Origin of the sequence: Clostridium sp. K13 (assembly GCF_019734195.1) — a bacterium.
GTDB lineage: Bacteria > Bacillota > Clostridia > Clostridiales > Clostridiaceae > Clostridium.
In genome coordinates this window covers 24,450-49,443 of sequence record NZ_JAASHM010000018.1, presented here as the reverse complement: position 1 = coordinate 49,443, position 24,994 = coordinate 24,450, and the positions used below count along the sequence as shown (strand labels likewise).

Sequence of the window (24,994 nt, the reverse complement as noted above, 5' to 3'; positions counted from 1 at the left end):
TCGCACTCCTCCTATATATTATTATTCATTTAATAACTAATAATATATAATATGTAAAGTTCATATATTATGTTACTCTAAAGAAAGTATATTAAGTTTAAAAACTTAGAAGCTATATTTATTTAGACATTAACCATAAGAAGTTATTATTATATACTTTTGAAAATAACTAGAATTATAAATTCACTTCCCTCTAAGGTCATATTACCCTAATTAATAGAGTTTATAATAATTTATTTAATATTATTTTTGTGAGATAATAAATTTATTAAAAATAATTAGGAAGGTGATTATATGACTAAAATAGAACAACTTGCTGAAATCATTAGAAATAGTGATAATATTGTATTTTTCGGTGGAGCTGGTGTAAGTACAGAATCTGGAATCCCTGACTTTAGAAGTTCTAATGGATTATTTAATGAAAAACTTAATATAACATTTACTCCTGAACAATTAGTATCTCATAGTTTTTATATAAGATATCCAGAAGAATTTTTTAACTTCTATAAAGCTAAACTAATATATCCTGAAGCAAAACCTAATGCTGCACATATGGCTCTTGCTAAACTTGAAGAAATGGGTAAATTAAAAGCTGTTATAACTCAAAATATAGATGGACTTCATCAAGCTGCTGGTAGTAAAAATGTATTTGAACTTCATGGTTCTGTTTTAAGAAATTACTGTATGAGTTGTAATGCATTTTATGACGAAAAATTTATTTTAGAATCAAAAGGTGTGCCTACTTGTACTAAATGTGGTGGAAGAGTTAAACCTGATGTAGTTTTATATGAAGAAGGATTAGATGATAATACTATTAGAGGCTCTGTTCAAGCTATTGCTAATGCTGATACTTTAATTATTGGTGGTACTTCTTTAGTTGTATATCCTGCTGCTGGACTTATAGATTACTTCAATGGTAAAAATCTAATACTTATTAATAAGAGTTCAACTTCAGCTGATAATAAAGCTGATTTAGTTATTAATGATTCTATCGGTAAAGTACTAAGCAATGCTGTAAATTTAATTTCCTAGGAAATTCAAAAAAATTCTCCTAGTCTAAGAATACCTATACTAGGAGAATTTAATAATATATTATTCAGCAGCTTTTTCTGAAGATTTTTCTATTTTTTCAGATTGCTCTTCATCTCTGCATTTACATTTATTTTCTTCTTTTTTGCTATCTTTACATTTAGTTTCTTCTTTCTTTACATTATCTTTGCATTTATCTTTGCATTTATCCTTACATTTATCCTTGCATTTATCTTCGCATTTATCTTCTTTATCTTCTTTATCTTTTTTCTTTTTTTTCTTCTTGCAAGGATTACTTGAAGTGTCTTCTATATCATCTTTTGATGATTCCTTAGAAGTCTTTTTACATTTATCCTCTGTACTCTTTTCTTCTGGAGCTTGTGAAGTTTCTTTTTCCTTCTTTTGCTCTTTATTTTCTGAAGGTGCTTCTATTGTAGTTTTATTACCATCTGCTGGACTAACACTTAAAGTTTGTGCATAAGTAGTAACACCTTCAACCATCATTAATGCTGAACATATTAATAATGATACAACTTTTTTCTTCATAACTTTTTCCTCCAATGTTTTCTTTAGTTTATTATTACTCCTAAGTATTTCAAGTTTAGTATTACCCTTTTTAAGCCAAATTATAATTGTTCAATACTTTTCTATATGGTTAAAACTACGATGTAAATAAATCCTTTTTAACTACTAATTTCTCAAATTTGTATAATATAGAAAAAATCTTTTTATCATAAACCAAAACTTCTATATTAGTTCCAGAAACCATGGGTGATATTTTAACCTCAAACTCTCCGTTAGATTTTGCTTGTGTTGTTCCTACTGTCCCATTTTCAGATACAACAATAATATTAGTATTAGGAATAGTTTTACCTTTAATATTATTACTAGTAGATGTAATCTTATCCACTTCTAAATTTACATATTCCTCATAATCTGAAATTACTTGATTTGCCATCATTGCATGTCCAACTTTATTAGGTGAAATTTTAGCTACACCATTTTCAATCTTAAAATTCAATACATCATCATTATTTAATATTTGATAACAATCTAAAATTTTATAATCATTATTACTATTATTTTTAACAATAACATCATTAATTAAGTTTATTTGAGAATCAAAGAATTCATAAATTTCACACTTTTTATTAATAGGATTATATACTGTATTCACGTATATATCAGCATTAGGAGCTAATTTCTTTATTTTTTTTATTATATTAGGAAAATCTTTTGAAAATATACTTATCTCATTTAAAATTTCAGTTTTAACTTCTTTACTATTTAAGTACTCACTTATTATAGAGTCAAACTTATTTTCATCATAATCTTGTAAATTTTCTTCATTAATATTTAAACTCTTTAATACAGCACTTAATATATTATTTCCACCAATTGAAATTGTAATTAAATCTGCATCCTTTAACTTTTCCTTATTACTATCTACTACATTTAGTAATTGTGAAGATGTTGCTCCATCACTGCTTAAATTAATATATTCCAAATTATCATTTAAAGCATATAAAAAATCTTTAATTAATGAAACATATGAAACTTCATAGTCATTATTAGCTTCTAATGATATTTCATCACCTATTACAACATATTTATCTAAAACATTTTTGGAAACTTCTCCTTTAGCCTGCATAGTTATGGGAATTACCAATAAAATTATTCCTATTATTATAACAACTAGAACCTTAAACTTACCCTTTCTTTTCACAATATACCCTCCACAAATTCAAACTCCTATACTTATTATAGGAGCTTTTTCACTAAATTTATAGCTTCTTTAGGTATTTTTTTCCATAAAATATCTACATAATATTTATATATTTTTAAAAATACTTTAAATTTCTACATATTATTTTTATGTAAACATTTAACATAAGGCAATTAAAATAAGCTTCCGTCAGCAATAAATACAATTCCTGATGGAAGCTTAAATTTTACATATATTTTTCTAAAGTTTCTGCTCTATTGTAAGACTTTTTGATTATTTCTCTTGGATATCCTATATGATCTAATAGTTTAATTGCATTACGTGTTTTAGATACTCCTCTTTTTAATTTATAATCAAAGTTTAATCCCTTACTATCTACTTTTTCACTGAAATAGAAGAAATCATAATTTTCTTTAAGAATATCTGTAAGTTCTCTATCATGTGTTGCTACTATTGATATACTATCTTTACTATTAATATATTTTAATATTTCTGCAGAAGATGCTATTCTTTCTATTGGATTAGTCCCTCTAAATATTTCATCTATTGGGCAAAATACCGGTAAATCTAAATCTAAAGCATTAATTATTCTAAGTAATGCTTCAGCTTCTGCCATATAATAACTCTTTCCTAAAGTAACATCATCACTAGGACTAATTGAAGAAACGATATTAAAGAAACATGCCTCATATTTTTTAGTTAAAGTAAAATTAAATGTTTGCGCAAATATAATATTAAGTCCTATCATTCTTAAGAATGTAGATTTTCCTGCCATATTTGTACCTGTTAAAACAATTCCTCTCTTTTCAAAGTTAATGGAATTAGGTACCGCATCTTTTATTAAAGGATGTACACCATCAACTATATTAATACCTACTTTATCTACAAATTTAGGTTTAGTATACTTTCCTTTTATTTCTTCCTTATAAGAAGCTATTGATATATAACTTTCTATTTCACCAATCAAATAATATAAATCTAAAATATATTCTCTTTTTTCTTCTAATAAACTAGCAATTCTGTAAAATGCAGTTTCTTCTAATAAAAATGGAATAGTTAAAACTTCAAAAACACCACCACCAGTATTAGCAAGTTGAATTGGCCTAGTAGCACTGTCTATACCTTTTAACTCTTTTAATAGTTCTTTAATTTTAATATTGTAACTTTCAATTACTGGATCTTTTATCTCTTGTATTTTCTTTGCTGAAATTATAATATTTCTTAAATAAAGTAACCCTTGTGATTTAACATTTTTTCTTTCCTTATCATTAATAAATACATTTACCCATAACAATATAAATGTAGCTAAAAGTAACATAGGCTCCTTTAATATTATAGAAAATAATATTGTTCCAAACATTAAAACTCTACCAAATAAAATGTATAAGTAATATTTTGTTTTATTTGCTTCTAATGATTCTATTATCATATCTAGAAATGTATTTTTTCTGTCATATCCTAACTTAAAATAAATCATTTGCAATTTTGTTCTTAAATCAGTAGATTTTCTTAATGTTTCAACAAATTCATCTCTCTCATTTAACTTTTTCTTGTCATGAAGTGGATTTCTAAGCATTTTGTATAAAATAGCTTCTCCTGCACTACTATAAGTTCTATCAACCTTAGCAAAAACTTCATCCATATTAAAGTCATCCCAAGTTTGATCATCTATTGTATATCCATCATGCTCTTCCATATCAAAATACGCTCTAATATGTTTAAAATTTCTTTTCTTTTTTCTCTCTTCCCCAAAGTCCTTTTGCATCATATCATAAAGACCCAAAAGCGAATCCATTATATTTTTCATGTTACACCTCTTTTTTATCTATTAGGTTTAATATAAATATTTACATATATTATACACTATAATCTTACCTTATTACACAAAAAGCATCATGATATTCTTTTTTAAAATTAAAATACCTCTATAAGTATAAAAAATAATCTATACTTACTAGAGGTATATACTTAAATTACATTATTTTATTTTCTATTAAAGCTTCTTTTTTTATATGCAAATCCATTTGTGGGTAAGGTATACTTATTTCCTCTTCATCAAATTTAACTTTAACTGATTCAAGTAAATCGAAATATACTTTCCAATAGTCACTATTATTAACCCAAGCTCTTACTACAAAATTAATTGCACTATCTCCATGAGCAGAAAGTGCTATAAATGGTTCTGGTGTTTTCAAAATTAAATCATGATTATCAACAACATTAGATAATACTCTCTTTACCTTAAGAACATCTTGCTCATATCCTACACCAAATGTTAAATCTACTCTTCTTAATTCTTTTGCTGAATAGTTAACTATGCTTCCATTTGCTAAGTTACCATTTGGCACAAGTATAAGTTTATTATCTACAGTTGCCATATGGGTATAAAACATTCCTATCTTCTCTATAGTTCCTGTATGTCCAGCCCCTTCAATATAATCTCCAACATTAAATGGTCTTATTAATAATATTATTACGCCTCCAGCAAAATTAGATAAACTACCTTGTAATGCAAGCCCTATAGCAACCCCTGCTGATGCAAGTAATGCTGCTATTCCTGTAGTTTTAATTCCTACTTGATCTAGGAATATATAAATCACGACTCCTTTTAATACTACTTCCACAAAAGTATCTAAAAAAGATCTAACTGTGGCATCTACATTTCTTTTTTCTAAAGTTTTATTCATTATATTTACTACTTTTCTAGCAAGTTTCCAACCAATCCATAATAAAAATAGCCATATAACTAACTTTATTCCTTCTGTAGTTACCCAATTAATAATTTTGTTTAAAATTTGTTCTAAATTCATAGTTATAAAAAGCGCCTCCCTAATTTTATTCATTATTTTATTATATACATATTTAATTTTTTGTAAACTTTAAGTTACAAATTTCAGAGGCATATAATAAATATCTAATTATTTTTCCTTATAAAATTTATATAAATAATAACTGTTCACAAAGAATATAAATGTATTTATTATTCCAACCGGATAAGCTTTTACCGTAAATCCATATATAGCAAACAATATACACCCTATTGAATTTATTATTCTAAGCTTTACTATATCAGTCATAATCAGAGATATAGCAATCATAATTGATGCTGTATATCCAACCCATTCAATTACTTGTATTCCAAACATTTAAATCACTCCATTCTAATTTTATTTATTAAAATTAGTTTGTACAAATATAGTAAATTTATGTAATCCAAATTGGATTTTTATTGTAAATTCCATTAAATTTCTCTTAATATTCTCTTAAGTTAATTTCAAAAAAAATATTTTAAGTATATAATATATTTGAAACTTGTAATTTCTCAAGGTATCTACCAGAAAGGAGTTATTATCTTATAATGAAACTCAATTTAAAAAATATACCTAAGTACTTATTAATTGTATTATATCCATTATTTTTATCAGTTTTATTAGAGTATAATATATGTCAGAATTTTAATGACACATTAAAATTCTTAATGAAAAAACCTAATATATTATTATTTAATATTATTATTTGCGCCATATTGTTTACTATAATTTTCCTTGTATTTAAAAAAGCTTATTTGTCTATGGCTATTCATGGAGGTATATTTTACATTCTCTCATGTATTGAATATTTTAAATATAAAACTAGCGGAAGTCATTTAGTAATTAGCGATTTATTAATGACTAAAAATCTAAGTGATGTAGGAAAATTTGCTTCATTAAAAATTACTTATCCACTAATTCTTAACTTTATAATATTAGTTGTATATATTTTATTAACTTATAAAAACAATTTAACTTTAGACTTTTCACTTAAAAAGCGTATCTGCAGTTGTGCATTTATAAGTATGTTAATAACTATATTCTTGACAACTTCTATATCTGCTAAGATTTTTTCTGTTTTTGAAATAGAAACTCCTGCAGCTACTAATATCCTGGAAAGTAACGAACAATTTAGTGATATAGGTTTTCTTCCTTATTTGGCAAAGACTACATCAGAAAACTTAATGGATATTGTAAATCCACCTGAAAATTATAGTTACGATTCTATAAAAAATTTAATATCTAATAATGGTGTAGATAATAATACTGAAAATACTAATAAAAATACCCCTAATGTTGTTTTCATTATGTCTGAATCCTTTAGTGATTTTAGAGTCTTTGATTCATTAAATATTGATAAGGACATTTATTCTGGGTTTGATTCAGTTGCTTCTGAAGGATATGTTGGTAACTGTGTAGTTCCAACCTTTGGAGGATATACTACAAGAACTGAGTTTGAATTGCTAACTGGGTTACCAACCTATGCAATTAATACACCATCAGTTCCACAAAACTTATTAAAAAAGCAAAAAGTTATTAATACTATTCCAAGTTATTTCAAAACTCTTGGTTATAATACAGCATATATTCATCCCTTTAGTAAAACATTTTATGATAGGGATACATTGTATACAGAGTATGGATTTGACAATCTATATTTTGATGATAGTATGACAGTTGAAACTGAAAACTTTAGAAGATATATTTCTGATAAAAGCGTTTTTAATGAAATTAAAAGTGTTTTAAAGTCAAATAAAAGTCCAAGTTATATTTTTGCAACTACTATGCAAAATCACCAACCATACTATGCTGAAACTGCTGAAGGTGAAGACCAACTATCTTATTATTTAGCTGGTGTTAAAGAGACTAGTGATCAATTAAGAGAATTTACAAACTGGTTAAAAGACTTTGATGAAGATGTAATACTTGTTTTTGTAGGTGATCACTTCCCATTCTTTACTCCTGATGATAATGTTTATGATAGATTAGCAGTTTCTGATAATAATGCTGATTTAATTTATAATCAAAAATATATAATGTGGAATAATTATGATTCTAGTATTTTTGATAAAAATATTAATACTATTTCTGCATTTTACATACCTTTTGTTCTAATAGATTTGATTAATTCTAAAAAAACAGATTTTATAGAAACTATGCAGAGATTAATGAATGAATATCCACTATACTCACCAAGTATTCAAAGTTCTAATTCTAGAAATGAATCTTTAGACTTAATTACTTATGATAGAGTTATAGGAGAAAATTATAGTTCTAATATTGAAAATAATGATAATATTAAATAAAAAAATGCAACTAAGATTTATTAATTCTTAGTTGCATTTTATTATTTAAAATGAGAGTTAACTGTAAACTATTTTCTAACTTTCTTTTTATTTAATAATAATATATATCCAATAGCAACTGCTAAAATAGCAAATGTTAATATATATATAGAAACCTCATTACCAGTTGCCGGTAAATTATTATTACCTGAATTAGAACCATTATTGTTTGGTTTATTATCTGGCTTAACTTGTGGTTTATCTTCTGTTTCTTCCTCTTTATCATCATCTAAATCTGGCTTTCCATCACCTTTAGAAGTATCTACTAAAGAATATATACCTAATAAATCGCTCTCAAAAATAATATTATTATCTTTTACTACAAATTCAATACTTATTTTTTCACCCTTGGAATTTATTAAATATAAAAGTAAATTATCTTTATTATAATCTGATGGTATTGGAATTGTAACTTTAGCGTTTCCACCAGTTGGTTGTACCTTTTCACCATTTACTTCTACAAAAATATCATATGATATAAATACCTTACCTATATCCTTAATAATATTTAAAACATAATCATAAATAGACCCTGATTCAATTTTATCTACCTTAAGGTCAGCTTCATTAGAAATAACGTCGTCCTTAGCCTCTACTCTTATTCCAGTTTCAGTATCTGTCTTGTCAAAAGGAAGCTTTTCATCTGGAATTTCTTGCTTACCATTTACTTTAACTATTATAGAGTCGGTATCCATAGTTATATTTCCATCTGAAACAGTAAATATTACATATACTTCAGTATCATTTTCTGGTGTAGTTATATTTCCATCAACATCAATAATACCTTCTGGATTAGTAGTTTTTATTGATACATTAATCCCCTCTTCAACATTAGGTAATACTAGTTTATTTTCTACAATACTTGGCCTATAATTATTATTTATTGAACTTATTGTATCTCTTACTTTATTTTCCCTTACTGTAACATTACATATAGCTCTTATATCTGAATCTGCAACTGTACCTTCTACTGTAAATACAGATACTTTTTCATATAAATCTGAAGAAATACTATTCCATACAACATTAACTTCACTAGTTGTACCATCTGAATAAGTTACAGTCACTACAGTTGGTAATACTGGTTCTATTCCTGCTATTGTTTCTACATCAACTTCAGAAATTGATATAATTGTAGGAACTTCTATTTCCGGAACCGCATATACCTTCCATTCAATAACATCTAAACCTAATTTACTTGGAGATAAATTCATTCTTAATGCAGTTGTTGTTACAGCTTTAAATGTTGTTCTATTATATTGATCAGCTTCTCCACCTAAACCTACTGCATCTTCAACATATTTCCACTTTCCATTTTCATCAAGGTATTGGAAATCTACTGAACCTGGCATATTTATTCCACCACCGTCAGTAAAGTAATATACATCTGTAGCATCAATTGTTACTGGATTTTCCCAAGTATATTGTAGCCATTGATCTAATCCTTCTTCGCCCCAGTTATGCCATAATCCATGACTCTTATCATTAGAGTTTACTGGATCAAATCCATCATTTATAGTAGTTATTCCACCTAAATCTGAATTTGTATATTTTGCTGTTGGAGTCGCATCTGGTGCTATATTTGTACGTTCAACTTCTGGAATTTCTTCTTCCCTACCATTTACAACTACCTTACAAATTGCTTTAACATCAGTTCCTTCAACTGAACCATTAACTGTAAACTCACCAGCATTTCCATACTTATCTTCACTTATTTCATCCCAAATTACATTATATCTAGCTATTGTATTATCTGAAAGCTTAGCAGTTACCTTTTTAGGTAATACTGGTTTAATACCTGCTTCAGTTTCTACTATAACTTCTTCAAAACTAACTATCATTGGATTTTCTGGTTTTGTTTCTGATACTACTACTTCACATATAGCTTTAATATTAGAACCTTCAACTATACCTTCTACAGTAAACTTACCTTCATTTTCATAAAGCTCTGATGATATTTCATTCCATTTAACTTCAACCTCTATTTCAGTATAATCTCCTAAAATACCTTTAATAGTAGATGGTAATTCTGGTTTGATACCTGGCTTAGTCCATATACTTTCAGTCATATATCCCACTAACTTTTGTTCGTATATACCCTTTATAAAGTTATTATCTAAATCTGTACTATAAACTCTAAAATCATCTAAAGCAAATTCATTCATAATAGTTCCATAATAGTTTTTACTAATTAAAACTTGCTCTGTAACTGGTTTACTTATAGTTTTAGGACTTCCTACAACTTCAATTTCTTGAGCTACACCATTTCTATAAATATTACCTGTTTGTGTTTTAGAATTCCATGTTATAGCCACATTAACCCACTCATCTTCACCAAAGAATCCGCTAGCTGATGCATTTACTTTAAATCCTGTTGATCCTCCATCTATCCACATACCTACTGGTGATCCTGATGTTGCATTAATAAACCATCCTGTTGTACTCCAATCTCCTTTTGCCCACGCAATAATAGCTTCTCCTCTTAATGCAGTTTGTCTATTTAACCAATAAGAAATTGTTACATTTGGTGAAGCAAAATCTGTTCCTGCATTTTGAACCGCAATAAAGTTACCATTGTCTCTATTCATTAACACTCCACTATTTGATTTTCCATCAACTAATGTACTTTCAACATCAGTTCCATTAATTACTGCAGTATGTCCATTACCAGATAAATCTTCAATTTTATTTTCACTAATTTCATCAAAGCTATATCTAGCTACTAAATATGGATTCTCATCTGCTGAAATAACTTCAATATTTGCTATAGCCTTTAAATCTGTTCCTTCTAAAGTTCCATAAACTCTAAATTCACCAGTTGTAGCATATAAATCCTTTGTTAATTCATCCCAAATAACTTCTGACTCTCCATAAGTTCCGTTTGATAAAATTCCATTAACCATTTCTGGAAATTCTGGCTTAACAGTTTTGTAAGTCATAACATTAACTTCTTCAACTTTTTCTAATACTATATCTTCTTTTATTTCATATCTATCCTTTATTTCCTCTGCTGAAAGAGCCTTTGTTAAAATGTAGAATTCATCTATTGCTCCATTTAATAATGAAACACCTTCAAATTGTGATTTTCCTATATAATTTTTAGGAGTTGTTTCTAAATCTGCTAAGTTAAATGATATATTTGTGTTTTCACCTTCTAATACACCATCAACATATAATGATGCAGTACTATTACTAATAGTTACAGTTATATTTTTCCAATACCCTGGAACAAATTTTTTGTCTGATTTAATTACAATATCCTTGCCATTATCTAAATCTGGAATAGTTAATTGTGCCTTACCACCCTCTACAAATGATAGATATAAGCATTCACCATCTACATTACCAAGTTCAAATAATCTTGATCCTGATATTGGAGCTTCATTAAGATTTACATAAGCTGAAATTGTAACATCTTCAACTCTCTTAGTAATATTCTTAGGTAATTCTACATATCCAGTTTTTCCATTAAACTTTATAGCATTTCCAATCTTCCCTTCAATAACCTCTCTTCTTGCAACTATAGCCCCATCATTATTAGATCCTGATGTATCTAATACAGTATCTTCTTCAATACTATCAAAGGTATATTCTAATAATACCTCTGGTAGTGGTGGATCTTCCTTAACTATAATAGTTACTCTATCTGAACTTGATAATTCACCATCACTTACTACTAATTCAAATTCATAAGTTCCAGCTTTAGTTACCTTTCCTTTTGTTATTAACTTATCACTATTTTCTAATTTAGCTTCTCCACCTTCTGGTCCACTAACCATTTTCCATTCATAAGTTAATTCTAAGTTTGGATAACCATCATCAGTAGCATTTCCCTTTAAAGTAAACCCTTCAGAACGTAAAGTTTCACTTCCTTCACCTGCTTCTACAACTGGAGCTGTATTTTCAGGAGTTTCTCCTAAAACAATTGTAACTTCAGCATCAGTTTCTGGCATTGGTACATTAACAACAGCATCTTTTCCCTCTATACAATTAAATTGTCCTGCTACTTCTCCATTTACTAATAAGTCATAAGAACCAGCCTTAAGACCAGTAAATGATATAGCAGAATTATGAGCAGTTTTATTTAAGTTTTTAATATTGAAAGTAGCACCTGTTCCATCTTTATTTACTTTAGCTTGAGTATATTGATCATTATCAAACTCAATATATATTTCTTCATCTATTAAGTTTAATTTCATAAATAACCCATCTTTAGGAACTATAGTATAATATTCGCCATTATCTGTAGCTTCACATCCATATCCGAATAAACCAAATACAGGATCCACAGTTACATCTGAAGATAAAATTTGCAATGCTCCAAACAGACCTAAATCAGCCTCACCAGCCATTTGTCTCCAACCATTATGAAGATTTCCTCCACCAGTACCTTGTCCCCCTAAGTTACCTTTTTCAGCTTGGTATGTCCAAGAAACTGTACCTATATTGTCTTCAGCACCACACATTTGACCTGAATTTATAGCAGTTAAGTTTGCAATTTTACCAGCATAATTTATTCTTTCAGCATAAGCCTTTTCTTCTTGTGTCATATCATTATCTTGAAGTCTTAACCAGTCATCCATACAGTATCCTGCTAATGAAGCTGTGTATTGGAAGTTCCACCAATTTTCACCACATATTGTTGTTGGAACACCATAATGATACCAAACAGATTGTAATCCACGACAAGCTCTTGTTTTCCAATCTATTTTTTCCATCATTTCTGTATTTCCTTGAAGCTTAGCTAAAGTGTAAACAGCTTCTTCACCAGTATTATCGTAAGTATACTCTGATCCATATGGATACTTAGTATTTTTAAAGTTGTTATATTTCTTTTCCATAATATCTTCTATAGTTTTAGCTTCATCATAGAACCCTTCTACTTCTAAAGCTTCAATTATAGCTGGAGTTGTTAATTCTCCCATAAGACCAGTTTCCCAGTTATAAGCAACTCTATCTCCATATAAAGCTTTCATTATATTGTAAGCTCTTAATAAATAAGTTTCTGGAGATTCTATATAGTCAACCATTTCCGGATACTTTCTTGCTATTTGATACATTGAAAAATAAGTGTTATATATATGTGGATAAGCATATCCTCTATAAGTTGGTGTTGTATTAGGTTCTGGCATTAAAAAGTCATGTATTAAATAATCATCTTGATGCTCTGCCATTAATCCATTCCAAATTGCAGTATCTAAATACTCATCAACAGCTATAATTTGTTCTATAACTGGTTGGTATACATTCTTTTCAGCTAAGTATTCACCATGAGTTAATCCCCAATCATCTCCCCATCCCCAATATCCATTGAAGACACCTCTTTTACTTTGTGTATCCATCATCCAATCATCAAATACTTTATCATATATTTCTCCTGGGGCATCCCATTGAGTTTTTTCAACCATAAAGTCTCCATGAGTTTCTAAAGCATCTGCAACAGGTTCAATAGCATAGAACTGTAATACTGTCTCTTTTCCATCTTCATAGTATATATGAACATTATTTTGTCCAAGACAAGATAATCTTATTTCATATATATGATGAAGTTCTCCATCAACAGTTTTACTTTCTAAATATTCAAAAGATGTTCCTACATTTTTTGTACATGGTATATCTTCATGTTCACAAGTTTTTTCTCCTGAATGTAAATCTGCTTCATGAGGACATTCTATTTCTATTTTTGTTATTTGGTCTACATCATTTTTATAATGTAAATCAACTTTAGCTGGCATATCAGTAGAGAAAATCATCCCTGGAAGTGCAACAGCATCAATTAATCCCTCTTCATAAAGTGTAGTTTTCATATCAGTTTCATCTTGTGCAACCGAAAAGTTAAAAATGTATCTGGCGTCATTACTAAGAATTGGCCTTGTCCACTTGGTCTTGTTATATAAATATATGATGATTCATTACTTACATAAGAGTGATCAACTACTCTTGTTTCATATATTTCTTCTCCCCCTGGCCATATTTCATTAAAAGCAAATGGCAATCCAAAATCGCCAAATTCTATTTTCTCATCTCTAGTATTTGTAACTGTAATCTCCCAACGAAGCTTATCATCTACTAGTGAATATGTTTCAACTAACTTAAAATCTTTTATTCCCTTATCTTCAGTTGCATTTTCATAAGTTATTACAACCTTATTTCCATCTAACTTTATATCTCTAACTGAATTAGATGAATTAGTCCAAGACTCTGTCCATTCTGTAGAATCACCAACCTTTGTATTAAACATTAACTCTCCCATCCATTGATGATCATCAGTATCTTGATTAGGACTATTTTCTGCATTCATAACATAATTAGTTGGGTACTTATCTCCCACAATCATTAAAGAAGTAATTTGACCATATTCTCCAATTTCAATATTAAAGAATTCATTAGATAGTTTTATTACATCTCCATTTTTTTCAGCTTTAGTTTTTGCTGATACCTTCTTAGTTATAAAATCTGTTGGTAATAAACTAATCAGCAAAGCAAATATTATTATCATTGATATTAATCGCCTATACCTCATTAGTCTTGAATTTGATTTTTTCATTAAATTCAATTAAATTCCCCCCTTTAACTAACTTAAACGTTTTATAAAGATTTAAAGAAATATAGGTAACTCTACAATTACCTATATTATCTACTCTTTAACTAAATATTAAATTCCCTTCTTCATCATACATTAATTTTTTTATAAATGTATGCCTATTTGGATCATATAATGGATCTCCTACTATTTCCTTATAGTTTCTTGCATGATATACTAACATATCTGTTTCTCCATCTTCTGAAACAGTAAAACAACTATGTCCTGGTCCAAATATTTCTTTTTCGTTATCAGTTTTTAAAACTGGTTTTTCTGATTTATGCCATGAATCCTTATTTAATAAATCACTATTTTCATCAGCAATTAATACTCCCATACAATAATTATAATCTGTAGCACTAGCAGAATAAGAAATAAATATCTTCCCATTTCTATTTATTACAGCCGGTCCTTCATTAACTAAAAAGCCAATCTTTTCCCAGTAATATTCTGGCTCTGCAATCATAACTTGTTTTCCTTCTATTGTCCAAGGATTACTCATCTTTGCTATATAAAGATTAGAATTTCCATAAATATTAGGATCTTTTTGTGCCCAAACTAAATATCTAATTCCTCTATGTTCAAATGTAGTACAATCTAAGGCAAAGGACTCCCAATTAGTTTTTAGCTGCCCCTTTTCAATCCAATTGCCTTCTAACGGATTTTCTGCTTCATTTTCTAAAACAAAAATTCTATGGTCAAATAAACCTTCATTTGTTTCAGTGGTTCTAGCTGCTGCAAAATATATATACCATTTTCCATCAATATAATGAATTTCTGGTGCCCATATATTGGCACTTAACATACCTTCTTCATGTTTTCTCCAAATAGTTACTCCAGCTTCTTCAGCTAATCCATTTATCGTTTTTGATCTTCTTATTTCAATTCTATCGTATTCAGGTACTGAAGCCGTAAAATAATAATATCCATCTGTATGTTTATATATCCACGGGTCTGCTCTTTGTAATATAATAGGTTTTACCACTTCTTTTACTTCCATAATAATCCTCCATGCCCTATACCAAATCTTTTATACTATTTCGAATACTCTATTTTCATTATTATATCTTGTGGATAATCTCCAAATGATTTTCCAAATATACTTATTCCTCCTATGTTTTTTGCATTTTCCTTTATACCAAATTTAACACTTATAAAATCATTAGTTTCAACATTAAAATCATCAATTGTTTTATCTGATAACTTTAAATCATCAACATAAGTTCCTGTACTATTTACTCTCCAATATTTCAACAAACCATATTGATTAATTGTATCTGGCCACCATTGTGGATTATTTCTACCACGTCTTCCCCCAAAATCACCAGGGCTAGTCCATGTTCCAACTTCTATATCATTTATCCACATAGTTATATCTGATGGCCAATCATTTTTATAATGTGGAGCTTCAGAACACATTTCTATTGAAACTTCCAACATATTTATCTTTTTATTTTTTAATCCTTCATATGGAAATTTATACTCTATATATCCATTATAAAACCATAATAACTGAGCATTAATTTTCTCCGGGTAATAAAAACTACTTGGCTTGTCAAAACGCCCTATACTTCCTTTTTCACTAACTAATCCACAAGATGGCAATATGCTACAATCACTATAGTTTCCAATAGGCATATCTATATAAACACAGTTCTCTGGTAAAGTATTTATACTATCATTTAAATTAATAATAATATTACTACAGGCCTTACTACTTACTTTCATAGATCCTCTTATTCCAGGTTGCAGTTCTGTAAGTACTAACCCAGCTTCTTCTAAAATTTTTATATTTAATGCAGTTGTTGATACTGGTAAATCTAAAGCTTCTGCGATTTCATTTACATTTAAACAACCTCTATCTAATAATTGCAAAATATTTATTCTTGATTCATTTGCTAATGCTTTTATAACGCTAAGCATCTCATTTTTATCACTATAACTTAGTTCAACTTCCTTTAACATTCTGCGACACTCCTTCTTGTAAATACCACTTTTTAATTTTAGTAATATTAATCTATAAATAAATTATAAATGGCTAAAAAACTATTATAGTATACTAATGACTACAAATTATAGATACTTAGCTAATCTATTAATATACCTTATATATTTTTTCCTAATCTAATTACATTCCAAGAAACTTTACTTAATTGTGAAGTTAAAATTCCATCAATTAATTCACTTCTATTAGCTAGTTTTGGTGTAGCTGTTTCTTTAACTATAGAATTTACAGCTTTCATATCATTATTTTCTAATACTATATGCTCTATTATTTTATATCCATCAAAGCTTCTTACATCACACTCTAAGTTAATATCATCACTTAAGTTTCTATTTACAGCAAATATAGTAACCTCTTCTTTTTCTTCATTATATATAGCTATTGATTCTACATCATTAACATCAGTAAAATCTATAGTATCATGTTTTGGTGATGATATTACTGATTGTAAAGCTATTCCTCTTCCATATTTTGATGCATGTAAATAAGGATAATAAATTGTTTGCTTCCAAGCTGGACCATTTTTTTCTGTCATTATTGGTGCAATAACATTTACTAACTGAGCCATACAAGCAATTTTAACTCTGTCACTATGCTTTAATAACGTAATTAACATTAAGCCTACCAATAATGCATCTTCAAAATTGTAAATATCTTCTAATAATACCGGACCAATTTGCCATGGTCTATTTTTCATAATATCATCATATTCTGCATTAGAATGGAACCATACATTCCATTCATCAAAGCTTAAATTAATAGTTTTCTTGCTACGTTTTTTTGCTTTTATATAATCACATGTGTACTTTACAGTTTTAATAAATTCATCCATATCTACTGTTTGAGCTAAAAAGTTTGCAGTATCATTAGCTCTATTACCATAATACTGATGAAGTGAAACATAATCTATTTCATCATAATTATAATTTAAAGTTGTTGCTTCCCACTCTGGAAATGTTGGCATATCCTTATATGAGCTTCCACAAGAAACAACTTCTATACTTGGGTCTATAGTTTTCATTGCTCTTGCAGTCTCTACTGATAGTCTACCATATTCATCCATAGTTTTGTGACCTAATTGCCAAGGTCCATCCATTTCATTTCCTAAACACCAAGTTTTAATTTTATGTGGTTTCTCTACTCCATGCTTAATTCTTAAATCACTATATTTTGTTCCGCTTTCATGATTACAATACTCTAATAGATTGCATGCATCAGCAATTCCTCTAGTTCCTAAATTAACTGCCATCATTATTTCTGAATTTATAGCATTTGTCCATTTAGAAAATTCATTTAATCCAATTTCATTAGTTTCTAAACTTCTCCATGCAAGTTCCAATCTTCTTGGTCTTTCCTCTACAGGTCCAACGCTATCCTCCCAGAAGAAATTAGATACAAAGTTTCCTCCTGGATATCTTACAATTGGTACATTTAATTCTTTAACCAAATCTATTACGTCTTTTCTAAATCCATTTTCATCTGAAGTATAATGTCCTGGTTCATATATTCCACCATATACTGCTCTTCCTAAATGCTCTATAAATGATCCATAAATTCTTTTATCTATTTCTGATATTTTAAACTCTTTATCTATTATCATTTTTGCTTTTTTACTCATAAGATATCTCTCCCTTATATTTATATTTTTGTATTTTATCCCTTAACAGCTCCTGCTGTCATACCATCAACAAAATATTTTTGGAAACATAAGAAAATTATTAAAACTGGAATTACTGAGAAAAATGATCCAACTATTAATAAATCGTAATTATTTCCATAAGGAGTTAACAATGTATTTAACCCTATTGGTAAAGTAAATTTAGTGTCTGTTTTTAAAACAAGTAAAGGCCATAATAAATTATTCCATGCACCCATTGTATTTAAAATTGCCATTGCTGCAAATGCTGGTTTCATAATTGGAAGTATTATTCTGAAGAAAATACCATATTCTGATGCTCCATCAATTCTTCCTGCGCTAATTAAATCCTTAGGTATTCCAAGTAAATATTGTCTAAAGAAGAATATTGTTGATGCACTAGTTATCCCAGGCAATATAATACCTGCGTAGGTATCAATCAACCCCATATCTATTATCTGGCTATACATAGGAACCATTAATATTTCGAATGGAACCATCATTACAAATAATACACAGATGAATAAGAAATTCTTGAATTTAAAATCATACATTGAAAATCCATATCCAACAGCTGCACAAACAAATAAAGTTATTACTACTGAAATTGCTGTTAAAAATAAGCTATTAAAAAACCAAGTAAAATACTGATGATTTCCTGTAAATAAGAATATAAAGTTATCTAATGACATCTTATCTAACTCTATCTTTAAATTTATTCCATAACGTATTAAGTCATTTCCTGGCTTAAATGATGATATAACTAATATATAAAATGGAATAATTATGATAATAGATAAAATGAGGAATAATGCAAAAATTAATATTTGTAATGCCAAACGTTTTTTATTTCCAATAGTACTTTTTTTAAGTGGCTTTTCTATTTTTTTTGATATTTCTAAACTAGACATTGCTTACTCCTCCTTTGAAAATGTTCCATTCATTTTTAACTGAATCATATTAATAGTCATAGCTATAATAAATAATATGATTCCAACTGCAGATGCATATCCCATTGCATTCTTTTCAATACCTTGTCTATATAAATATCCTACAATTGTAAGACCTATGTTCTTAGGTGAAGAATTTCCTCCCCAAATCATGTAACTTTCTGTAAACATTGCTAATCCTGCATATATTGAAATAGTTAATACATATACTATTGTTGGTTTTAATTGTGGAACCGTAATATAAATGAACTTTTGAACAGCATTTGCTCCATCAATATCTGCTGATTCATATAATTCATCTGGTATGTTCTTAAGTCCTGATAAGAAATATAGCATATTAACGCCTGTCCATCTCCAACATGCTAAAAGTAATAATGCAAAGAAACCTGTACCTGCTCCTTTTAACCACTTAATTGGATCCATTCCAAAGAATCCTATAACAGAATTCATTACTGCTCCATCTAATTCACTAAATGCTAATCTAAATATTGTACCTGCAACAACTACAGATGTTAATGCTGGTAAATAAAGTGCTGATTTAAAGAATTCTCTTCCTTTAGCAAATTTACTATTTAAAACTGTCGCAAGTAGCATAGGAATTGGAATAAGTAATATTAAAGTCCAAATCATATATTTCATACTGTTCATAACAGCCTTAAGAAATACCTTATCACCTAATAATCTACTATAATTATCAAATCCAACCCATTCTGTTATTCCTGGTAACACTGATTGAAAACTCATTACAATTGTTCTAGCCATAGGTGAAATAAAAAATACTAGAAATATAATTATAAATGGTAATATAAATACATATGGTGCAACTTTTTTATTATATATAAATCTTTTTACCATTGACTTACCCCCTCTATAAATTATGCAAAATCCATCATTACTGATGAATTTTGCATTTATTATACTTTTATTTATTGAACTGCATTATCTATTTCATCTTTAGCATATTCTAATGCTTCTTTTACATCTTCACCATCTTCAAATATACTGTTTAAAGTAGTAGTACAGAAAACTTCATTTATAGATGGACTATTTTCAACAACCTTACATAATCCTATTTCTTCTTTTATTTCTTTTAATACATCAAATGGATTATTCTTGAAATATTGTACATATTGATTATCAGGGTTATTAGTAACTTCTTCGTTATCCCAAACAGTAGTGTTAACTGGATCAAATCCTAATATTTCCCAAACCTTTATATTTCCTTCTTCTGAAAGCTTTGCAAATGCTAAGAACTATTTAGCTAAGTCAACATCACCACATTGATTTGTTACAACAGTCCCAGTACCGCCTCCACCAACTGAGCGGTCTTGTCCCTCTTCAAATACAGGAGCAGGTGCTATAGCAATCTTACCTGATAATTCTGGCATATAGTTTATAAACCTTGACATATACCACATTGGCATAATAGCTGAAGCATATGTTCCATTATTGTATTCACCAAAGGCTTCTTCATTATCAGGTTGTCCACCTGCTATTGTAGCAATTGCATTACAATCTTGAAGCTCTTTTAATGTTGTTAATACTTTTTCCATTCCTGGATTATCAATTTGAGGATTACCATCCTTATCTGTATAATCACTGCCTAACTCTGAAATCATTAATGATTCTGTCCATATTGATCCTGTGTCTGCTGTTCCTAAATAATTTCCTGTAGCTTCATAATATTTGCTACCTGCTTCCTTATAATCATCCCAAGTTTTTATTGTAGTATAATCAATTCCTGCTGCTTCTAATGATTCTGTATTATAGAATGCTACTGTTGCTCCAACGTGTGTTGGTAATCCATACATATCTCCATCTTTACTATAAAGATTAAGTCTTGATTCAACTATTGAATCCTTATAAGGCTCAACAACATCATTCAATGGTTCTAGTTGTGGTACTCCCTTTAAGAAATTAGGGAATTGTCCAACTTCTATATCACATAAATCTGGAGCTCCTTTACCTGCAAGTAAAGATGATTGTAATTTTGTATGCATATCACCATAAGGTAAAACTGTCATTTTTAAGTTAATTGTTTTATCTGGATTTTTCTTATTCCACTCTTCAACCATTTCTTGATAGAATTGAGCATGTAATTCAACGAATGTCCACATTTCAAATTCAGTACCATTTTCATCACCTGCAGTAACTACTGTTGGTTCTTCCTCTGAACTTTCATCAGTTACAGCCTCTTCTGATTCAGTTCCTTTACTTGAATCATCTGTACTTTTACTTGATCCACATCCAACCATCAACCCTGTAGTTACTGATGTAACTAATAAAAGTCCTATTAATCTTTTAAACGTTTTCATCTTAATCATAATACCCCTCCATAACTTCTTATAAATATATTACAAAAGCTAAAAGCTTATGTAGTCTTCTTAATACATTTAAATTTTAATCCATTTCATAAATACAATTTATTTATTTCTGTTTTTTTGAATTATTACAATATTATTGTAACTAATATATGGTTATATTATCAATACATTCATTAACTATTTTTTCCACTTATTTGTTTTTTTTTATTTTTATAATAGATTTTTATTAATAACTAATAAATTGTACGCACAATTTGTCATTTCCTTTTGTTTTATATTTCCTTTACCCACACAATCATCTCACCATTGCCTCTATTATCCCAATAACAATATGGTATTGCTTTTAGTTTAACATCACTTAAAATAGGTTTACTCGTAAAGTAAAGTTTTTCATTATTCCAGTTTGAATCGCTTACTTTTTTCCCCTTAACATATACAACAGTAGTTCCTCCTAGCAGTTCATTATCATACTCTTCTTCTATCTTCATATTTGTATCTATCATTATTCCTGAAAGATTATTACCATTATCAATTTCCTCTAAGCAATACACTAAAGGTCCCTTAGTTATAGCTACTTTTCCAAAATCAGCTCTTACTAATGGATTAGAATAAATAAATCTTGCTGGTGCATTAAAGTTAATATCTATGCTATCATCATTAAATACTCCATTAATAATTGCATAACCATTTTTATTATCAAATTCATATAACACTCCATTTAATTTAATTGAAAACCCTTCAGCATAATCTGGTATTCTAATTGCAATTGATAATTTTTCATTATTATTAGATGATAAATGTAATTTAACATTGCTATCATTAGGAAATTCAGTGATCATTTCAACATTTAAAACTGTATTCTCTAATTCTACCTTTGATTTGTTAGATACAAATAAATTAATATATAAAGTATCTTTATCTTGCATATAAATATATTGCCCTAATGAAGCTAAAGTTCTTGCTATATTAGGAGGACAGCAAGCTACTCCAAACCACTTTTGTCGTACTGGCTTTACATGTTCCTTAGATGTACGTGGTAAACATGAATCAGGCCATACTTCTAAAGGATTCACATAAAAGAAGCTTTTACCATCCATTGCTATTCCTGAAAGAACAGTATTATATAATGCCTTCTCAACTATATCTATATACTTTGATTCTTTTGTTATCTTAGCCATTCTTAATCCAAATAGAGCCAATCCTATAGATGCACAGGTTTCTGAATAATTTATATCATTAGGTAAATCATAATCTGTTGTAAACCTTTCTAATAAACCAGACGAACCTATACCTCCCGTTATAAACATTCTTTTATTAACTATATTGTTCCATAATATTTCACAAGCTTTAAATAACTCTTTATCATTATACTCATAAGCTAAATCAGCCATAGCACAATACATATAAGTTGCCCTCACAGCATGTCCCTCTGCAGTTTTCTGTTCTCTTACAGGTAAATGTGATTGCGAATATAACGGTGTATATCCTGCAAACTCAGGAAATATTCTCTTAAATTGTTCAGTTTTTTCTTCTTCTAAAAATAAATTAGGCTCCTTTCCTCTTTCATCTATAAAATATTTAGCTATATCTGCATATTTTCTATTACCTGTAACCTCATATAATTTGAATAATGCTAATTCTATTTCTTGATGTCCCGGATACCCCTGCTTCTTATTTTCATCTTCTCCAAATGTATCACAAATTAAATCTGCAAATTTAATCATTATATTTAAAAATTTATCTTTTCCAGTTGCATTATAATATGCTACCGCTGCCTCTAATAAATGGCCTGCTGTATATAGTTCATGTCCCTCCGTAAGATTCGTCCATCTTAATTCTGGTTCCTTTATAGTAAAATAAGTATTTATATATCCATCTTCACATTGAGCCTTTCCTATTAATTCAATAACTTCATCTGCTACCTTTTCTAAATTCTCATCTTTCTCTGTAGTTAGAGAATATGCCACAGCTTCAAGCCATTTTGCTACATCCGTATCTTGAAATACTGCTCCTCCAAATTTACCCTCTATTTCACCTGCTGCTATTTTAAAATTATTTAAACAATGGCTAGGCTCAGCATCTTCAACTTTATCATTTAATATATCCCATTGATATGGAATAATCACATCTTTAACTAACTTAGTATACTTACTCCAAAATCCATCATTAATCTCTATATTTTGTAAAGGTAATGAAAATAATTTACTACTTCCTTTAATGTTCATATTAATGCCTCCCTTATTTCAATATCACTTAAACGTTTTATAAAATTTCAAAAATTTTACTTCCTCTTTACTTATTTATACCATATTTAAAATAATTTTAAAACCATTATTTTCCTTATTTTTATTTATTTTCTAGTCTTTATGTTGTATTTTCTTTATTTTTCCCTATTTATTAAACGTTTTAATAAAATTTATATCTTTATCTATTTAAATAATTTTAACCATTATCTAAAAAGGTATATCAGCATTAGTACTGATATACCTTTTACTTATCTTTTAATTAATGAGTCTGCATTTATAAATTTACAATTCATTTTATATGATTTATTCTCTGACTTATTTGATACTATAGAATTAATTAAAATTTCTGCTGATTTTCTTCCAATATCAAAGAGTGGTAATGCCATTGTTGACAATTTTGGATTGTAAGCCTGGCTTATTTCACGATTATCAAATCCAACTAGAGATATATCCTTCCCCATTAATAATCCTTTATCATTCATATAATCATATACTCCACCAGCCATAACATCATTCATTGAGAAAATAGCTGTAACCCCTTGCTTTACTAATACGTCACAAGCTTTATATCCAGACTCTCTTTCCCAATCACCATAACATATATAATTAGGATTAAATAATATATTATTATCATACAAAGCCCTTTGATAACCAATTAATCTCTGTTCAGTATGTAAACTTTGACGTAATCCACAAATTACTCCTATTTTATTATTTCCAGCTTTAATAATTCTTTGAGTTGCTTCATAAGCACCTTGTTCATCATCAAATATTATTGATGATAACTTATTTGATTTCGTAAAACCATATGCAATTGTTATAGGTATAGGAAATTCTTCAGGAATACATTTTAGTTCCCTACAATGACATGCTATATATATTATTCCCTCTACTTGCTTTGACAGCATCAATTTAAATTCTTCATTAACTCTAGAATAGTATTTATCAGAATCATAAAACTTTTTATCATATTTCTTATATAATCTTAAATTTCCTAATACAAATTGATAGCCATGCTGATCACAATATTCATTTATTCCATCTACTATATTAGCAGTATTAAATACAGTTAAATCTTCTGTAATTATTCCAATGGTTTTTGTATTTTTTTGTTTTAGACTTTGTGCAATTATATTAGGAGTATAATCTAATCTTTTTATAACATCCATTACTTTCTTTCTAGTTTCATCACTTGCTCCAGGTTTTCCATGTATAATATTAGATACAGTTGCAATGGATACTCCACTTTCTTTTGCGATCTCCTTTATTGTTGCCATTCTCTCCACCCCATTAAACGTTTTATTTACTATTATAACAATTTTTTACTTATCCTTCAATTA

17 protein-coding genes are annotated in these 24,994 nt (G+C 28.4%); 2 read left to right on the top strand and 15 right to left on the bottom strand.

The genetic code is table 11. From position 1 onward, the window contains the following. The first annotated feature begins 294 nt into the window (after window positions 1–294). On the top strand, window positions 295–1,032 hold the full coding sequence (locus HCG76_RS11325; protein WP_221700460.1) for an NAD-dependent protein deacylase: 738 nt from the start codon (window positions 295–297) through the stop codon (window positions 1,030–1,032). Between the two features lie 60 nt (window positions 1,033–1,092). Here HCG76_RS11325 and HCG76_RS11320 read toward each other — a convergent pair whose 3' ends face one another. The 5 genes from HCG76_RS11320 to HCG76_RS11300 form a co-directional block, all read right to left on the bottom strand. Next, window positions 1,093–1,575 carry a hypothetical protein gene (locus tag HCG76_RS11320; protein ID WP_221700459.1) on the bottom strand — a complete coding sequence of 161 codons (483 nt, stop codon included), beginning with the start codon at window positions 1,573–1,575 and terminating at the stop codon, window positions 1,093–1,095. Window positions 1,576–1,690: 115 nt separating this feature from the next. Next, the gene (locus HCG76_RS11315) at window positions 1,691–2,755 is read right to left on the bottom strand and encodes a GDSL-type esterase/lipase family protein (protein ID WP_221700458.1); all 1,065 of its coding nucleotides are present in this window, start codon (window positions 2,753–2,755) and stop codon (window positions 1,691–1,693) included. A gap of 226 nt (window positions 2,756–2,981) precedes the next feature. Next, window positions 2,982–4,550, bottom strand: a complete 1,569-nt coding sequence (locus tag HCG76_RS11310) for a MutS-related protein (RefSeq protein ID WP_221700479.1) — start codon at window positions 4,548–4,550, stop codon at window positions 2,982–2,984. Between the two features lie 178 nt (window positions 4,551–4,728). Next, window positions 4,729–5,565, bottom strand: a complete 837-nt coding sequence (locus tag HCG76_RS11305; RefSeq protein WP_221700457.1) for a mechanosensitive ion channel family protein — start codon at window positions 5,563–5,565, stop codon at window positions 4,729–4,731. 108 nt (window positions 5,566–5,673) lie between these two features. Further along, window positions 5,674–5,901 carry a YgjV family protein gene (locus HCG76_RS11300; protein ID WP_221700456.1) on the bottom strand — a complete coding sequence of 76 codons (228 nt, stop codon included), beginning with the start codon at window positions 5,899–5,901 and terminating at the stop codon, window positions 5,674–5,676. A gap of 212 nt (window positions 5,902–6,113) precedes the next feature. Here HCG76_RS11300 and HCG76_RS11295 point away from each other — a divergent pair, with 212 nt between their 5' ends. Next, window positions 6,114–7,871, top strand: coding sequence for an LTA synthase family protein (locus HCG76_RS11295; protein ID WP_221700455.1), 1,758 nt, complete (start codon window positions 6,114–6,116; stop codon window positions 7,869–7,871). A gap of 68 nt (window positions 7,872–7,939) precedes the next feature. Here HCG76_RS11295 and HCG76_RS11290 read toward each other — a convergent pair whose 3' ends face one another. From HCG76_RS11290 to HCG76_RS11245, 10 genes are all read right to left on the bottom strand, one after another. After that, complete coding sequence (locus HCG76_RS11290; protein ID WP_221700454.1) at window positions 7,940–13,717, bottom strand: Ig-like domain-containing protein; 5,778 nt, start codon at window positions 13,715–13,717, stop codon at window positions 7,940–7,942. Beyond that, window positions 13,714–14,457, bottom strand: a complete 744-nt coding sequence (locus HCG76_RS11285; RefSeq protein WP_260458109.1) for a DUF5695 domain-containing protein — start codon at window positions 14,455–14,457, stop codon at window positions 13,714–13,716. Before HCG76_RS11285 ends, HCG76_RS11290 begins: the two co-directional genes overlap by 4 nt. A gap of 97 nt (window positions 14,458–14,554) precedes the next feature. After that, window positions 14,555–15,493 carry a glycoside hydrolase family 43 protein gene (locus tag HCG76_RS11280; protein ID WP_221700452.1) on the bottom strand — a complete coding sequence of 313 codons (939 nt, stop codon included), beginning with the start codon at window positions 15,491–15,493 and terminating at the stop codon, window positions 14,555–14,557. 35 nt (window positions 15,494–15,528) lie between these two features. Next, the gene (locus tag HCG76_RS11275; protein ID WP_221700451.1) at window positions 15,529–16,458 is read right to left on the bottom strand and encodes an ArsR/SmtB family transcription factor; all 930 of its coding nucleotides are present in this window, start codon (window positions 16,456–16,458) and stop codon (window positions 15,529–15,531) included. A gap of 140 nt (window positions 16,459–16,598) precedes the next feature. Beyond that, entirely contained in the window at window positions 16,599–18,116 is a 1,518-nt protein-coding gene (arfA, locus tag HCG76_RS11270; protein WP_221700450.1) for an arabinosylfuranosidase ArfA, read from the bottom strand. A 35-nt stretch (window positions 18,117–18,151) separates the two neighbouring features. Next, window positions 18,152–19,045 (bottom strand): carbohydrate ABC transporter permease, encoded by an 894-nt coding sequence (locus tag HCG76_RS11265; protein ID WP_221700449.1) that lies wholly within the window; start codon window positions 19,043–19,045, stop codon window positions 18,152–18,154. A 3-nt stretch (window positions 19,046–19,048) separates the two neighbouring features. Next, window positions 19,049–19,939 carry a carbohydrate ABC transporter permease gene (locus tag HCG76_RS11260; RefSeq protein WP_195987153.1) on the bottom strand — a complete coding sequence of 297 codons (891 nt, stop codon included), beginning with the start codon at window positions 19,937–19,939 and terminating at the stop codon, window positions 19,049–19,051. A 398-nt stretch (window positions 19,940–20,337) separates the two neighbouring features. After that, window positions 20,338–21,408, bottom strand: a complete 1,071-nt coding sequence (locus HCG76_RS11255) for an ABC transporter substrate-binding protein (RefSeq protein WP_311776394.1) — start codon at window positions 21,406–21,408, stop codon at window positions 20,338–20,340. Window positions 21,409–21,680: 272 nt separating this feature from the next. Further along, entirely contained in the window at window positions 21,681–23,633 is a 1,953-nt protein-coding gene (locus HCG76_RS11250) for a glycoside hydrolase family 127 protein (protein WP_221700448.1), read from the bottom strand. A gap of 269 nt (window positions 23,634–23,902) precedes the next feature. Beyond that, window positions 23,903–24,931: a LacI family DNA-binding transcriptional regulator gene (locus tag HCG76_RS11245; RefSeq protein WP_221700447.1), complete on the bottom strand. Its 1,029-nt coding sequence runs from the start codon at window positions 24,929–24,931 to the stop codon at window positions 23,903–23,905. Window positions 24,932–24,994 lie beyond the last annotated feature (63 nt).

Bases quoted from the DNA above. Each gene is read 5' to 3' on its own strand.
- HCG76_RS11300 (WP_221700456.1), bottom strand. From the start codon at position 5,901: ATGTTTGGAATACAAGTAATTGAATGGGTTGGATATACAGCATCAATT.
- HCG76_RS11310 (WP_221700479.1), bottom strand. From the start codon at position 4,550: ATGGATTCGCTTTTGGGTCTTTATGATATGATGCAAAAGGACTTTGGG.
- HCG76_RS11265 (WP_221700449.1), bottom strand. From the start codon at position 19,045: ATGTCTAGTTTAGAAATATCAAAAAAAATAGAAAAGCCACTTAAAAAA.
- HCG76_RS11250 (WP_221700448.1), bottom strand. From the start codon at position 23,633: ATGAACATTAAAGGAAGTAGTAAATTATTTTCATTACCTTTACAAAAT.
- HCG76_RS11290 (WP_221700454.1), bottom strand. From the start codon at position 13,717: ATGAAAACTACACTTTATGAAGAGGGATTAATTGATGCTGTTGCACTT.
- HCG76_RS11245 (WP_221700447.1), bottom strand. From the start codon at position 24,931: ATGGCAACAATAAAGGAGATCGCAAAAGAAAGTGGAGTATCCATTGCA.
- HCG76_RS11280 (WP_221700452.1), bottom strand. From the start codon at position 15,493: ATGGAAGTAAAAGAAGTGGTAAAACCTATTATATTACAAAGAGCAGAC.
- HCG76_RS11305 (WP_221700457.1), bottom strand. From the start codon at position 5,565: ATGAATTTAGAACAAATTTTAAACAAAATTATTAATTGGGTAACTACA.
- HCG76_RS11260 (WP_195987153.1), bottom strand. From the start codon at position 19,939: ATGGTAAAAAGATTTATATATAATAAAAAAGTTGCACCATATGTATTT.
- HCG76_RS11275 (WP_221700451.1), bottom strand. From the start codon at position 16,458: ATGTTAAAGGAAGTTGAACTAAGTTATAGTGATAAAAATGAGATGCTT.
- HCG76_RS11255 (WP_311776394.1), bottom strand. From the start codon at position 21,408: ATGATTAAGATGAAAACGTTTAAAAGATTAATAGGACTTTTATTAGTT.
- HCG76_RS11325 (WP_221700460.1), top strand. From the start codon at position 295: ATGACTAAAATAGAACAACTTGCTGAAATCATTAGAAATAGTGATAAT.
- HCG76_RS11295 (WP_221700455.1), top strand. From the start codon at position 6,114: ATGAAACTCAATTTAAAAAATATACCTAAGTACTTATTAATTGTATTA.
- arfA (WP_221700450.1), bottom strand. From the start codon at position 18,116: ATGAGTAAAAAAGCAAAAATGATAATAGATAAAGAGTTTAAAATATCA.
- HCG76_RS11285 (WP_260458109.1), bottom strand. From the start codon at position 14,457: ATGAAAAAATCAAATTCAAGACTAATGAGGTATAGGCGATTAATATCA.
- HCG76_RS11320 (WP_221700459.1), bottom strand. From the start codon at position 1,575: ATGAAGAAAAAAGTTGTATCATTATTAATATGTTCAGCATTAATGATG.